Origin of the sequence: Streptomyces kanamyceticus, from assembly GCF_008704495.1 — a bacterium.
GTDB classification, from domain to species: Bacteria; Actinomycetota; Actinomycetes; order Streptomycetales; family Streptomycetaceae; genus Streptomyces; species Streptomyces kanamyceticus.
Window position 1 is genome coordinate 252,551 of record NZ_CP023699.1, and the last position, 13,815, is coordinate 266,365.

Sequence of the window (13,815 nt, forward strand, 5' to 3'; positions counted from 1 at the left end):
CCCCAGAGGGGACGGAGGAAAGCAGCGTTCCGGCCGAGGGGCCCGCATCCCTAGCGTGAGGTGCGGTTGACCGCGTCGGATGCGCGGCCGTGCGGCAGGGAGTTGCGATGATCGAGGCCCAGGGGCTCACCAAACGGTACGGACCCACCGTCGCCGTCGACGCGTTGAGTTTCGACGTGCTGCCAGGAGCCGTGACCGGCTTCCTCGGGCCCAACGGGTCCGGCAAGTCGACCACGATGCGCATGATCATGGGCCTGGACCGGCCCGACGCGGGGCAGGCCAGGATCCACGGCCTGCCGTACGGGGAGCTGCGCTGGCCCGCGCGTGAGGTGGGCGCGCTCCTGGAGGCGCGCACCTTCCATCCGGGGCGCACCGCGGCCCAGCACCTGACCGCGCTCGCGGCCGCCGGGGGCATCGCGCGGAGCCGGGTCGACGAGGTGCTCGACGTCGTCGGGCTCGGCCACGTCGCGGGGCGGCGGGCCGGGACGTACTCCCTGGGCATGGCGCAACGGCTCGGCATCGCCGCCGCGCTCCTCGGCGATCCCGGCGTGCTGCTCTTCGACGAACCGGTCAACGGCCTCGATCCGGAGGGCGTGCGGTGGATCAGGGAGCTGATGAAGTCCCTGGCCGCCGAGGGCCGCACCGTCCTGCTCTCCAGCCACCTGATCAGCGAAATGGCGCTCACCGCCGACCACTTGGTGGTGATCGGGCAGGGCAGGCTGCTCGCCGACACCTCCGTGCGCGAACTGACCGCCCGCGGCGCCTCCCTGGAGGAGGCCTTCTTCACGCTGACCGCCGCGCCGGGGACGGCCTCCGCGGCGCGGAAGGGGGTGTCCCGATGAGTACGGCAGCACCCGCGTGGCAGCGCGAGACGCGCGTTCCCGCCGGGCACTACGGATTCGGGCACGCGGCCCGCATGGAGTGGATCAAACTGCGGAGCCTGCGGTCGACCTGCTGGTCGCTGCTGCTCGTGGTGGGGTCCATGGTGGCCATCGGTGTCGTCACCATGGCCAACACCAAGGCGCCGAGCCCCGACAAGGCCGCCGCCTTCGATCCGACCAACAACGTCCTCGCGGGCGTCGCCGTCGGGCAGCTCCTCATCGGCGTACTCGGCGTGCTCGTCGTCACCGGGGAGTACGCGTCGGGAACGATCCGCTCCACCCTGGCCGCCGTCCCCGACCGGCGTCTCGTCCTGACGGCGAAGGCGTCCGTGTACGGCGCGCTCTCGCTCGCCGTGGGCGAGGCCGTCAGCCTCGTGACGTTCGTCGCCGGGCGGGCCGCGCTCGGCGACGGCGTGCCGCGCCCCTCGCTCGGGGACGCCGGGGTGCTGCGCGCGGTGCTGATGTCCGGCGCCTACCTCGCGATGGTCGGGCTCATCGGCATCGGGATCGGCGCCATCACCCGGCACACCGCGAGCGCGATCGGTGCGCTCGTCGGCATCACCTTCGTGCTGCCCGCGGTGATCGGCGGCGTCTCGGGCACGACCGTCGCCAAGTTCTTCCCGACGATGATCGCGGGCAACTCCCTCGCGGTCGCCAAGCCGGTGTCCGACATGCTCTCGCCGTGGACCGGGTTCGGGGTGCTGTGTCTGTACACGGCCGCGGCGCTCGCCGTCGGCGGACGTCTGCTGATCCGCAGGGACGCCTGAAGCGGCGGTCGTGGGAGCACGAGGGACACAGCGCGGCAAGGCAACGAAGAAGAACGAAGACCACAGGGAAACTGAACCCCATGCACCTGCACGAAACCGTCCGCACCGCGCTCCGCGCCCCCTTCACCCGGCGGGCGTGGGCCGAGGCGGCGTACTGCCTGGCCGGGTTCCCGCTGGGCGTCACGGGCGGGGTGGTCCTCGCCGTGCTCCTCGCCCTCGGCGCCGGGCTCACGGCCTCGCTGGTGCTCGCCGTGGTGGGCGTCCTGCTGCTCATCGTCTCGCTGCGGCTTGCCCGCGGGCTCGGCGGCGTCCACCGCCGGCTCGCCGCCGCACTGCTCGGCGAGCGGACGCCCGCGCCGCCGCCGTTCCGTCCCGGCGACGGCTTCGTCGGCCGTCTCGACGCGCGGCTGCGGGACGGCACGGGCTGGCGGGCCGCTGCGTACGTCCTCACGAAGCTGCCGGTCGGCGTGGTCGGGGGGTACGCCGTGCTCTGGTGGGTCTCCGGTCTGGTGAACCTCACCGCGCCGCCGCGCTGGGCGGTGCTCGGGCAGCAACCCGCCGCGGACGACCCGGAGGGGATGCCGATCGTGACGCCGGTCCCGTTCGGCGGCCTGCACGCGGACACGTTCGCGGGGACGTTCCTCGCGTTGGCGCTCGGCGTCGGCACGCTGCTGTCCGCGCCCTGGGTGACCAGGATCGTCGTCGCGGGCGACCGCTGGCTGATCCGGGCGCTGCTCGGTCCCGGGCGCCTCGCCGACCGCGTCAGGGACCTGGAGGAGACCCGGGCGCTCGCCGTGGACGACTCGGTGGCGCTGCTGCGCCGCGTCGAGCGCGATCTGCACGACGGCGCGCAGGTCAGGCTCGTCGCGGTGGCGATGGGCCTCGACATGATCAGGGCGCGGCTCGACGACGGGCACCCGCCGGACGTGGCCCGCGTCCGCCAACTCGTCGACGGCGCGCACCGCAACGCCACCGAGGCACTCACCGAACTCCGTGACCTGGCCCGCGGCATCCATCCGCCCGCCCTCGACGACGGGCTGCCGGACGCGCTCGCCACCCTCGCCGCGCGTAGCACGGTGCCGGTCGACCTCTCGGCGGACGTGCCGGTGCGGCCCACCCCGGCGATCGAGACCATCGCGTACTTCTGCGCCGCCGAACTCCTCACCAACGTCATCAAGCACAGCGGCGCGACGCGGGCCTCGATCGACGTGACCCGGCGGGACGGGCTGCTGCGGCTCCAGGTCACCGACGACGGGCGGGGTGGCGCGGTGCCCGGCGCGGGCAGCGGTCTGACCGGGCTCGCGCAGCGCGTCCGTACGGTCGACGGACGCATCGACGTCCGCAGCCCCGACGGCGGTCCGACGAAGGTCACCGTCGAGCTGCCGCTGCGTGCGTGAGGGCAGCGGCGGCGGCACCCGTGAGAACATGCGGGTCATGCGTGTCGTGATCGCCGAGGACGCCGCCGTACTGCGGGAACTGCTGGCCCAGATGCTCGCCGAGCGCGGGCACGAGATCTGCGCCGCGGTCGGCGACGCGGACGCCCTGCGCGACGCGGTCGCCGTGCACCGCCCTGACGTCACGGTGGTCGACATCCGGATGCCGCCCAGCCACACCGACGAGGGCCTGCGCGCGGCCATCGATATCCGTGCCGAACACCCGGGCACGGGCGTGCTGTTGTTCTCGCAGTACGTCGAGACGAAGTACGCGACCCGGCTGCTCGCGGCGGGTTCCGCGGGCGTCGGCTATCTGCTCAAGGACCGGGTGGCGAACATCGCGGAGTTCACGGACGCGCTGGAACGCGTGGCGGCGGGCGGCACCGCGCTCGACCCCGAGGTCGTCACACAGCTGGCGGGGGCGAGCCGCCGCGGCGCCGAACTGGCGCCGCTGACGGGCCGGGAGCGCGAAGTGCTCTCCCTCATGGCGGAGGGCCGCTCCAACGCGGCGATCGCCCAGACGCTCTTCGTCTCGCAGGGCACGGTGGAGAAGCACGTGGCGGCCGTCTTCGACAAACTCGGCCTGCCGACCTCGCACGACCACAACCGCCGGGTGCTCGCGGTCATCCGGTACCTGCGCTCCTAGGACGCCGCCGCTCTAGGCCTGTCCCCCTCGCCGCGCTTCTCCGAGGTCTCCGTGTCCTCCCGCCCGTCCGCCCGCTCCCAGAAGACCTTGCGCCGGGACTCTCCGTCGACGGTCACCTGCGGCAGCGGATCCGATGTCACGTGGCGTGCGCTCGACCGCAGGAACTCGACGACCACCATGGCCTGTTCGCCCAGTTCCCAGCGCTCCAGGAGTCCGCCGTCGATGAGGCGGGACATCAGCTCCATGACGTCCTGGCGCGATTCCCGCTGCTCCTTGCGGAACATCTGCCGGATCTCGCCGAGGTCCTGGGGATTGCGCGCCATCATCTGCGCCATCACGGCGTGGTCGCCGCGCTTCATCGCCTCCTGGAAGTCCTCGGCCCAGGCGCTGATGAGCTCCCGCTGGTTGCCGTCCCTGAGCTGGCGCAGCTTCTGGTTGAGCTCCTCCAGGTCCGTCTGGTGCAGCACCTGGCCCCTGTTCGCGCCGTGGTCCTGGATGAGCTTGTCCCAGGAGATCGCCACGAAGACGTCGAGCTCCAGGCCGAACTGGCCGCCGAGGCCCTCTCCGCGCAGCTCCTTCTGCACCGCGTCGTGCACGTCCTCGGCGTCGTTGATGGAGTGCGCGCGCGAAACGTCGCGCAGCCGCTGCTCCAGTTCGGGGACGAGCAGCGCGGCGACGTCGGTGACCTGGCTGCGCGCCACGAGGCAGGGGTCCTCGACCTTCCAGCGCACCCGCACCTCGGCGGGGAAGGACCTGCCGCGCTCCTTCGCGGGCAGCTCCACCTTGAACGAGGCGGTGTGCCAGCCGAGTTGCAGCTCGAAGGCGGTGTAGGGGCGGGCGAACCAGCGCTGCATCCGCCCCTCCTCGCCCTCCGGTCCGACCGCCCGCGGCGGCCTGTTGCGGTAGTAGAGCACCACCGTCACCTGGGCGCTGCGATGCCGGTAGGGCCAGGAGGGCCGGTACTCGCGCAGGAAGGGTCCCGGCAACTCCTGTGCGGCTGCCGCTCGTTCGACCGGCACCTTCGGCGGGGGCTTCGGTGGCGCCTCGTGCAGGGGGTCCACGGCCTGCCCCCCGAGGCCGCCCTGCTCCGTGCGGGGTCGGCGGCCGGCGGGTGGACGTGCATCGGGTTCTGGGTCGTCATCTCACTCCGTCTCCTCGGCTCGGGGACCGGATGTCTCCGGCCGTACGACGATGGTCTGGCGCCCCTCGATCGCGTCACGCAGCCGCTGGGCGGTGCCGGGCGCCAGGGACTGGTCGGGGTCGCGCTCCAGGCGGCGCACCAGGTTCCGCAGCCGCTCGGCGTCGTTCGGGCCGCTCACCAGGTGGGGCAGGAAGTCGCACAGGACGTCCAGCAGAGCGGGGTCACTGTCCCCGCGGTGCATCCAGAAGCCGAGCGAGTCCTGCAGATCCTCGCGCCACCGTGCGGTGTCCAGGCCACACCACACCAGGTCGGCGAGGAGCTGGGTGTGGCGCGGCGCCCGCACGAGCAGGGTCGCGGCGAGCGGCCAGTTCAAGTGCCCCTTCTCCACGGGCATGTGAGACAGCCCCCACAGGTTCGAGGTGTTCTGCCAGACCAGCCGGTCCGCGGTGAGCAGCGCCAGATTGCGGTGCCGGGTGCGCCGGTCGCCCATCCAGGCACCGAGCCGCCGCAGCCCGGTCTCGGGCTCGGCACCCGCGATGAGCCGCCCCACACTGGCGGAGGCGTACACCAGCAGGTCCTCGTCGTCCTCGTTCCATGCGACCATCCGGCCCAGTTCGTCCAGGCTCGCGGAGACCGACTTCTCCACGGTGCCGAAGCCGTGTACCAGAGCGGCCGTACAGAGCAGCGCTCCGTCGTCGCCGCGTGCCCACATGCGGACCGTGTCGCGCACGATCGGGCGGACCTCCTCGCTGAGCGCGGCCGCCTGGGCGAGCGCGGTGGCTGCGGCGAGCCGCTGCTCCAGCACGTCGCTGGAGGCCATCGGCCGCACGATCTCCGCAAGGGCGTGGTCGAGGTCGAGCGTGCACAGCGCACCGGCCGTGATCGCGGCGGGCAGCAGCACCAGCACCCTGGCATCGGCGCACTGGGTGCGCAGCCACAGGGCAAGCGGCCTGCGTACGTTGTGGTAGTCCTCCCACACGTGTGCGAGGACGGCCCTGGCCAGCGCGCCGCCCTGCAGCCGCACCTTGCGGGTCGCGAGGCTCCGGCCGTCGAACGTGACGTCCTCGGTGAACAGTTCGGCGCGCGCCGCCGCGAGCCTGGCCTGGCGGTGGTCGTTGAACAGGACGCGCCCCGGCTCCTGTTCGGGGTCGGTGGCCTGGGTGAACTCCCAGGCCAGCTGCTCCGCGGCCTCGGCCGCCACGCTGAACGGCGAGCCGTTGTACACGGCCACCGCCGTACGGAAGGCGGCCTGTCGCAGGGCGGCCCCCACCGCGTCCCGGTTGCCGGGCCCGGCGCGTCCCGTGGTGGCGAACCACGCGCGGGCCTGCAGATGGGCGAACGTACGCAGTTCGGCGAGGAGTTCGTCCTCGGTGAGCTCGTCCTTGAGGCAGCCGACCAGGAGGCGCGCCAGCGACTCCACCTCGTGGGGGCGCAGCGGGTCGAGCCCGATGGCCCGGACGACGTCGGCGCGGCGCGCCAACTCCAGCGCCTGTTCTAGGCGTTCCCGCTCGGCGTGGCCCAGGAGCGCCACGAGGTGCTTGCGCAGCATGCCGTCGGCCGACGGCGCACGGAACAGCCTGCCGTAGCGGCCGCGCAGCAGTTCGTCGGCGAAACCACCGGCGCCGACGACGAGGATGGCGTAGGCGCCGCGCCGGTCGAGCAGGGTGCTGAGGCGGTCGAGGTGCAGTTCGGCGGGGCGCTCGGCGGACCACCGCCGGTCCCCCTCTTCGCCGTCCCGGTCGTCGCGCCCTTCGCCCTTCGGGCGCCGCCGCCCGCTGACGATCATCTCCTCGCCGGTGATCTCGACCAGATAGCCGCGGCCCTCTTCGAGGGCCGACTCGCTGATCCGGTCCAGCTCGGTGCGCGGGTCCATCCGCTCGATGCGACCGCGCGTCACCTCGTCGAGGAGGGAGAGGGCCGCGTAGCCGCGCCCGGTGCCGGGATCGCCGCACAGGGCCACAAGCCGCTGCCGCTCCAGGAGTTCGCGCAGTTCCCCGTAGGCGGGCGGCTCCTCGAAGACCAGGCGAAGGCGCCGCAGTTCGTCGCGGGGCACCATGCCGGAGACCAGGCGCGGCACTCCGGCCCGGTCACCGTGGTAGTGGTGGTGGTCGCCCAGGTGCACATCGCCCTGGGTGCCGTCGAGGATGGTGTTGCGGCCGTTGACGTCGATGAAGTTGGCGCGCGCCTGCTGTACGGCGTCGTGCGCGCCGACCGCCGATCGGTCGCCGAGCGGGCCGGTGCGCGCGCCACCGTGCCGTCGGCCTTCGTCGGCCCCTGCACCCGGTCCGGAGCCGGGGTTCTTGCCTCCGCCGCCCCCCTTGTCTCCGCCGCCTTTTCCTCCACCGCCCTTGTCGCCGCCACCGCCGCCTTGGCCTCCGCCACCGCCCTTGCCGCCACCGCCGCCCTGCGGGCCCTGACCCCCTCCGTCAGCACTCACCTCGGCCCGTCCCCTTCCGCTTGCCCGCTGTCGTTGTCGTTGTCGGGCGAGACGCGGACGCCGATGATGGGGCCGTGCACCTCCGCGCCGTCCACGATCTGGTTGTTTCCGTTGACGTTGATCCGGTACTTGGTCGACCACGGCTCGCCGGTCTCCCCTGGCTGCCCGCACCGGGCAGCCGCATCAGCGTGCGTTCGGCCGGGCCCCCGCTCCGCGTCCACCCCCGTGGGACGCGGAGCGGGGACCCGGCCGGTCTCGGGGAGGGGCGGCCGGGTGCGGCGGGGCACGTGGAACCACGCGACCTCGTCGGTCTCCTTGGCCCGTACCGTGCAGGGCAGGTAGTGCTCGGGCTCCACGAACCTGCCGCCCTCGGCGACCACCGAGTGATAGAGCAGGTCGGAGACCACGAGGACCAGGTCGATGTCGTCGTCGGCCGCCAGGATCGCCTTCGCCGGTTCGCTGTCGCAGAGTCGGCACGCCAGGTCGACCGCCCTGCCGACCAGGCCCCTGCCGTCGTCGCTGACGGGCCCGCCGTGCATCGCGATCCGCAGCCGCAGCGGCTCGGTGAGGCCCGCGTTGTGCTCGCGCAGTCCTTGGTGGACCTCCTCCAGCCACAGGCCCACGAGCGCCGACGGCGGCACCTCGGGGGCGAGTGCGGCGAGCACCCCGTCGCCCCGGTCCTCCAGGTGCAGTTGGTCGCCGCCCGCGACGCCCACCGCGTGGAAGGCCGCGTCGAAGACCTCGTACATGCCCGTGCGGGAGCGGATCTTGGCCTGGTGACCGAGGCGTCCGGAACCCTTGATGTCCGCGCTCATCACCAGCCGGTGCACGGCCTCGTGTCTGCTCACTCCAACCCCCTCAGCAACGGTGCGGCTGGACCAGGATGGCCTCGGCCGACCGCCGTGTATGTAGCCGTTTACACAACCGGGCCCGCGGCCGGTCCGGCCGTCGGACCCGCGTCGCCCGCGAGCAGGCGCAGCGGTTCGGCGTCGATGACGACGAGGCGCTTGGTGGCGGTGCGGACGATGCCCTGGTCACGCAGCAGCCGCAGCGCCTTGGCGACGGCCTCGCGGGTGGATCCCACGGAGGCGGCGAGGTCGTGCTGCGGCAGCGGCAGGTCGATGGTGACGCTGCCGTCGGGATCGCGGCGCCCGGTGCGGTCGGCCAGTTCGACCAGGCGCGCCGCCAGTCGCTGCAGCACGTTCTCGGAGGCGAGCGAGCGGCGTTCGCCGTCGGAGCTGCGCAGCCGGGAGCTGAGCTGTTTGAGCACCAGCGAGCTGGCCGAGGGGCTGGCGCCGAGGAAACCGCGGAAGCGGTCGCCGGGAATCACCACGGTGTCGACGTCCCCCAGGGCCGCCACGGTGGCGCTGCGCGGCCCGCGGTCCACGGCCGCGAGTTCGCCGACCAGCTCACCGGCGCCGCGCAGCGCGAGGATGAGCCGGTGGCCTCGCTCGGTCTCCACCGAGACGACCGCCCAGCCGCTGAGGACCGCCAGGACGTACGAAGTGGTGGCGCGCTCGGGCAGGAGGATGTCGCCCGCGCGATAGGTCCGTGCGACGCCGAGGGCGAGAAGGGCAGCGCGGTCCTGCGGACGTAAGGCATCGAGCAGAGGTTGTTCCTGTGCGATGAGACTCAAGCTGACCGCTCCTGGACCGGTACCCACCTGGCGACAGCACGCTAAGGAGCTGGCAAGCGCACGTCAATGAGTTCGCGACTTCTGCGCGCCGCCTTGTTCTCCCGCGGAATTGCGGATCCCCGCCGCACGAATTCAGAGCTTCCCACCCGCCGCCCGTCGCGCGTTCGGGCATATGTTCTCCGGTGGGACACCTGCTCCGAACTCCCCCACTGGAACACCACATTCCGCGCTGATCCCCTACGCATTCTTCATTGATTCGCCGTAGACTTCCGCATCGACCTCCGCATATCCGCAAGCCATGGGCATATGCCGTAAGCACCACCGCATCGGGTGTTGCCAAATCCCTTACAGGCCACCTGCCGCTGTGCGAAAGTCATTAGCGGTCCACCACCCGTCAAGCTGGTCGCACCGCATCCTCAACGGAGCACCTCATGCCGTCCCATGTCTTCGCGGACCACGCAGCCGCCCAGCCGCCCGAGCGCGGTGCGGTCGACGCGCTGATCTCGCAGACGCGTCGGCTGCGCGGCGAGGTCGACGCCGTGCGCCGCGACGCCGTGGCCGATCACGGGGACCCCGCGGGCCGCTGGCAGCGCGCCCTGTGCGATCTGGCGGTGCATCAACTCAACGACCTGGACGACCACTTGGCCCAGCTGCGGGACGGTCCGCCGCCGACCGAGGCACCGGCGCCGCCCGCTTCGGCCGCGCCCGAAGAGCCTCGCCACGGCTCTCTCCTGAGCCGGGTCGGCAGCGCCGAGTGGAACCTCCTCAGCGACGAGGCCCACTGGTCCGCCGAGCTCTATCAGATCCTCGGCCGCGACCCCGCCGCGCCGCCGCTCTCCCTCGACGAGCTCCCCGCCCTGGTGCACGACGAGGACCAGCCCTTACTGACCGCGATGGTCACGGACTGCCTCATCGACGGGAAGCCCATCGACGGCGAGTTCCGCATCGTGCGGCCCGACGGCGGCGTGCGCCAGGTGCACATGATGGGCGAGCCCGTGCTCGCCGCCGACGGCTCCACCGCCTCCATGTGGGCGGTACTCCGGGACGTCAGCGAACTGCGCCGCAGCCAGCGGGCGGTGCGTGATACGCGCGACTCGCTGCAGCGCCATCGCGACCGGGCGCATACCGAACACCAACTCGCGGTCGAACTGCAGGAGGCGGTCCTGCCGCCGTGGCGCGGCGCCCTGCGCTTCCCGCGGGGCGAAGGACCCGGCACGCTCGACCTCGCCGCACACCACCTCCCCTCCTCGACCGGCGCCCTGATCGGCGGCGACTGGTACGACGCGATGCAACTGCCGGACGGTCAGGCGCTGTTGAGCGTCGGTGACCTCACCGGACGCGGCGTCACCGTCACCTCCGGCATGGCCATGCTGCTCGGCGCGCTGCGCGGCATGGCGGTCGCCGGGGCGCAGCCCGGCCAGCTCATGGGCTGGCTCAACCAACTCCTCGACGCCACGGTGCAGCCCGCGCTCGGCAGCGCGGTCTGCTGCCGCTACGACCCCGCGGGCCACCGGCTCACCTGGGCGCAGGCGGGCCACCCCGCCCCGCTCCTGTTCCGCGACGGGACGGGGCGCGCGCTGACGCCACCGGACGGCGTACTCCTCGGAGCCGCCTCCGGCACCGCGTACGGGCAGGCCGATGAGCAACTGAGGCCCGGAGACCTGTTATTGCTGCACACCGACGGCCTGGTGCCACGACGCGACAGGGACGCGGCGACGGACCGGCTGCTCTCCCTCGCGTCCCGCTTCACCGGGGCGCGTACGGCACAGGACTGCGTGCGGACCGTCGTCGAGGAGTTCGGCGCGGCACCGCGCGAGGACGACGCCTGCCTGTTGATCGCGCGAATCTGACCGATCTGATCTGACCGATCGCGCGGTGTGTTCTCTGGTCCCCCTGATCCGGGGGTGTGTCAGGCCCTGGCCGTCCTCCCCGTCCTCTTGCTTCCCCTGGGCAGCGCGAGCTTGATCTCCTCGCGGAGGTCCTGGATCTTCGGGTAGCCGGAGTACTGCGCCGTGAGCCGGTACATCTCACGCAGCCGGTCCCAGGTGCGGTGCGAGGAGTTGGCCCGCATCGACACCAGCGCCAACCGCGCGTACCTGTCGGCCTGTTCGGGGTCGTCGGCGATGAAGCACGCCGATGCCAGGGAGATGTAGTCGAAGATCTGCGAGCGGTTGCGGTTCTTCACCCGCAGTTCGATGGCCCGCTTGGCGTGCCGCTGGGCGATGGTCGCCGCGGACTCCTCGTGGTCGGCGAGGGTGCGGTACGCCAGGGCCTGCATGCCGTGCAGGTCCGCCTCGTCGAACATCTGCATCCAGCTGGGCGGCGGCACGTCCCCCTTGTCCGACACGAAGAGGTCCTCGGCGATGCCGAGGGTGCGCCGCATCGCCTGGCCGCGCCCCATCGAGGCCTGCGCCCAGGCCTCGATGGTGTACAGCATGGCCTGGGTGCGCGGCAGCGCCTCCTCGCCCGCTCCCGACTTGGCGAGCCTCATCAGGTCCAGGGCCTCGTCGGGCTTGCCCAGGTGCACCATCTGCCGCGCTGCGCGCGACAGGGCCTCGCCGGCACGCGGCCTGTCCCCTCCTTCTCGGGCGGCGTGCGCGGCGATGACGAAGTACTTCTGTGCCGTGGGCTCCAGGCCGATGTCGTGCGACATCCAGCCCGCGAGCACCGCGAGGTTGGCAGCGACGCCCCACAGACGGCGCTGGAGGTGTTCGGGGTGTCGGTAGGCGAGCATGCCGCCCACTTCGTTGAGCTGGCCCACCACGGCCTTGCGCTGCAGCCCGCCCCCGCGGGCCGCGTCCCAGGCGCGGAACACTTCGACGGAGCGCTCCAGTTCCTCGATCTCCTGCGACCCGATGGGGGCGGCCTCGTAGCGGTCGAACCCAGCGGGGTCGGCGTGCAGGGGATCGTCGATGCGGGGGGCGTCGGCCGCGAGGACCGGATCGGTGTGCAGCCAGTCGTGCATGGCGCTGGTCAGTGCGGAGCCTGCGGCAAGCGCGGCGCCCGCGCCCACCAAGCCGCGTCGGTTGAGCATGAGGTCCATTCCCGTGAATTCGGTGAGGACCGCGGCTGTCCGCTCGGGCGCCCACGGCATGCCGTCGGGGTGCTCCACACTCCCGTCGCCACGCCGCTTCCCTACACGCCCGTGCCGGACCAGACCTAGATCCTCAGTGGTCACGACACGGCCGAGACGCTCGGTGAACAGAACAGCGAGTACCCGGGGCACCGGATCGCGCGGGATCTCTCCCATGTCGATCCACCGCCTCACCCGCGAGGTGTCGGTGGCCAGTTGGGGGTGGCCCATGGCCGCCGCCTGCCGGTTCACCAGCCTCGCGAGCTCACCCTTGGACCAACCGGCGAGGCCGAAAAGGTCCGAAAGGCGAGTATTGGGTTGTCCGTTCACGTCAAGCCCCCAGGTTCTCGGCTGAGTTGACAGTAACCCTCTGTCAGTTGCTGGGCGACTATTCGCCAGGGTTCGCCAGGGTGCGCCACATGGTGTGCCACGGGACGGCGGGTGTCAGGTAGGAGTGCGCCACCCCGACCCGGTCGCCGCAAGGCACTCCCCAGGGTGCACCCGAAGCGGCCGGGCCGGGGAGGCGCACGCAACTCACAGGCACACGAAGGGATCTGTATCGCCCATGTACGCAGCATCGTCCTCCGTGTCCGCCCCGCCCCGGCCGCTGCACCCGCGCCCCCCGGTCCCCCGGGGCCGCGAGGTTCCCCCCTCGTCGGGGAGCGGCCCGTATCTGGAGCCCGTGCGCCCCGGTGCCACGCAGCTCGGCGCCGGCCGGACGCGCCGTGCGCCGGGGCCCGGCACCCAACCGCTCAGCGGGAGACTCGACTTGTCCGGCCCCCAGGGGGCGCAACTGCGCACCGCGATTGCCTCAGTGCATCGCATCTGCCCCGAGTTCAATCCGGTGCAGGTGCTCCGCAGAAGCGGCCGCACCGTGCTGCTCGTCGGCACGGCGGGACGCGGCACCGCCGTCGCCAAGTGCCTGCTCGACCACTCGGATCTCTGGGCCGAGCGGATCCGGCACGAGATAGCGGCCTACCGCTCGTTCGTCCGGCACCGCCCGCCGGTCAGGGCTCCACGGCTCATCGCCGCCGACCCCGCTGACGGCACGCTGGTGATCGAGCGGATGCCGGGACGGGTGGCGGCGCTGCACCGGCATCCGGCGGAGGCCCCGCCGCGCGCCGACATCAGGGCGGCGTTCGGTTCGATCGTCCGGCTGAACGACTGGCGTCCGCCGTCGGACACGTTCGTCAGGCCGCTGGACTACGGACGGCGCATCTCCCGCTTCCACGAGCTCGGCCTGCTCACCGACCGCGACATGGGCGACCTGCAGAAGCTGCTGCACGGCATCGCGCACTCGGTGGCACACCAGGGCAACGGGCCGCTCTCCATGTGGCAGTTCAACCACGGCGACGCCCTCCTGTCGAACGTACTGCTTTCGCCCGCAGGGCCCGCCTTGGTCGACTGGGAGTACGCGGGCTGGTACCTGCCCGGGTACGACCTGGCGACGCTCTGGGCGGTCCTCGGGGACGCACCGGCGGCACGGCGCGAGATCAGCCAGCGGGCACAGAGCGAGGGCCCCGCGGCGCGCGACGCCTTCCTGGTCAACCTGATGCTCGTCCTGACCCGGGAGATCCGTACGTACGAAACGGCCGTGCAGCGTTCGATGCACGAATCGACCCCGGCGGCACCGGGCCCGGCCCACCCCGGTGCTGCGCCGTCCGGCGAGGAACAGAGGCTGCTGCTGAGGCGGCTGCACGACGACTGCCAGATGGCCCGCCGGGCCGTGCGTGCGGCGGTCGGCACTCGCTGACGGGGAAGAAGGTCCGCGGTGCGCCTTGTTCAGTGGCGCACCGCGGAC

At 72.3% G+C, this 13,815-nt stretch carries 11 protein-coding genes; 6 read left to right on the top strand and 5 right to left on the bottom strand.

The window, feature by feature from the left end; translation table 11 throughout:
* The first annotated feature begins 107 nt into the window (after positions 1–107).
* The 4 genes from CP970_RS00975 (at position 108) to CP970_RS00990 (ending at position 3,727) form a co-directional block, all read left to right on the top strand.
* Positions 108–842, top strand: a complete 735-nt coding sequence (locus tag CP970_RS00975) for an ABC transporter ATP-binding protein (RefSeq protein WP_055544557.1) — start codon at positions 108–110, stop codon at positions 840–842.
* Positions 839–1,648 carry an ABC transporter permease subunit gene (locus CP970_RS00980; protein WP_055544556.1) on the top strand — a complete coding sequence of 270 codons (810 nt, stop codon included), beginning with the start codon at positions 839–841 and terminating at the stop codon, positions 1,646–1,648. The genes CP970_RS00975 and CP970_RS00980 overlap by 4 nt, the downstream gene beginning before the upstream one ends.
* An 80-nt stretch (positions 1,649–1,728) precedes the next feature.
* Positions 1,729–3,045, top strand: a complete 1,317-nt coding sequence (locus CP970_RS00985) for a sensor histidine kinase (protein WP_055544555.1) — start codon at positions 1,729–1,731, stop codon at positions 3,043–3,045.
* 37 nt (positions 3,046–3,082) lie between these two features.
* Positions 3,083–3,727, top strand: coding sequence for a response regulator transcription factor (locus CP970_RS00990; RefSeq protein WP_055544592.1), 645 nt, complete (start codon positions 3,083–3,085; stop codon positions 3,725–3,727).
* On the opposite strand, the gene CP970_RS00995 is transcribed toward CP970_RS00990, so the two are convergent.
* The 4 genes from CP970_RS00995 to CP970_RS01010 form a co-directional block, all read right to left on the bottom strand.
* The gene (locus CP970_RS00995; protein ID WP_150492838.1) at positions 3,724–4,788 is read right to left on the bottom strand and encodes a hypothetical protein; all 1,065 of its coding nucleotides are present in this window, start codon (positions 4,786–4,788) and stop codon (positions 3,724–3,726) included. The two genes, CP970_RS00990 and CP970_RS00995, sit on opposite strands and share 4 nt — an antisense overlap.
* Positions 4,789–4,869: 81 nt before the next feature.
* Positions 4,870–7,305 carry a hypothetical protein gene (locus CP970_RS01000; protein ID WP_055544553.1) on the bottom strand — a complete coding sequence of 812 codons (2,436 nt, stop codon included), beginning with the start codon at positions 7,303–7,305 and terminating at the stop codon, positions 4,870–4,872.
* On the bottom strand, positions 7,302–8,153 hold the full coding sequence (locus CP970_RS01005; RefSeq protein ID WP_055544552.1) for a nucleotidyl cyclase domain-containing protein: 852 nt from the start codon (positions 8,151–8,153) through the stop codon (positions 7,302–7,304). The genes CP970_RS01000 and CP970_RS01005 overlap by 4 nt, the downstream gene beginning before the upstream one ends.
* A 68-nt stretch (positions 8,154–8,221) precedes the next feature.
* On the bottom strand, positions 8,222–8,941 hold the full coding sequence (locus tag CP970_RS01010; protein WP_055544551.1) for a Crp/Fnr family transcriptional regulator: 720 nt from the start codon (positions 8,939–8,941) through the stop codon (positions 8,222–8,224).
* Positions 8,942–9,372: 431 nt separating this feature from the next.
* Between CP970_RS01010 and CP970_RS01015 the strand changes: the two genes are divergently transcribed.
* On the top strand, positions 9,373–10,791 hold the full coding sequence (locus CP970_RS01015) for a PP2C family protein-serine/threonine phosphatase (RefSeq protein ID WP_055544550.1): 1,419 nt from the start codon (positions 9,373–9,375) through the stop codon (positions 10,789–10,791).
* A 59-nt stretch (positions 10,792–10,850) separates the two neighbouring features.
* Here the strand turns inward: CP970_RS01015 and CP970_RS01020 are convergent, their stop codons facing one another.
* Entirely contained in the window at positions 10,851–12,344 is a 1,494-nt protein-coding gene (locus tag CP970_RS01020) for a DNA-binding protein NsdB (protein WP_055544549.1), read from the bottom strand.
* Between the two features lie 235 nt (positions 12,345–12,579).
* Between CP970_RS01020 and CP970_RS01025 the strand changes: the two genes are divergently transcribed.
* Positions 12,580–13,767: an aminoglycoside phosphotransferase family protein gene (locus CP970_RS01025; RefSeq protein WP_150492840.1), complete on the top strand. Its 1,188-nt coding sequence runs from the start codon at positions 12,580–12,582 to the stop codon at positions 13,765–13,767.
* The last annotated feature ends 48 nt before the right edge of the window (positions 13,768–13,815 follow it).

What these genes read in the sequence shown, in the direction of transcription:
- CP970_RS00975 (WP_055544557.1), top strand. Translation starts at nt 108, where the DNA reads ATGATCGAGGCCCAGGGGCTCACCAAACGGTACGGACCCACCGTCGCC.
- CP970_RS00980 (WP_055544556.1), top strand. Translation starts at nt 839, where the DNA reads ATGAGTACGGCAGCACCCGCGTGGCAGCGCGAGACGCGCGTTCCCGCC.
- CP970_RS00985 (WP_055544555.1), top strand. Translation starts at nt 1,729, where the DNA reads ATGCACCTGCACGAAACCGTCCGCACCGCGCTCCGCGCCCCCTTCACC.
- CP970_RS00990 (WP_055544592.1), top strand. Translation starts at nt 3,083, where the DNA reads ATGCGTGTCGTGATCGCCGAGGACGCCGCCGTACTGCGGGAACTGCTG.
- CP970_RS01015 (WP_055544550.1), top strand. Translation starts at nt 9,373, where the DNA reads ATGCCGTCCCATGTCTTCGCGGACCACGCAGCCGCCCAGCCGCCCGAG.
- CP970_RS01025 (WP_150492840.1), top strand. Translation starts at nt 12,580, where the DNA reads ATGTACGCAGCATCGTCCTCCGTGTCCGCCCCGCCCCGGCCGCTGCAC.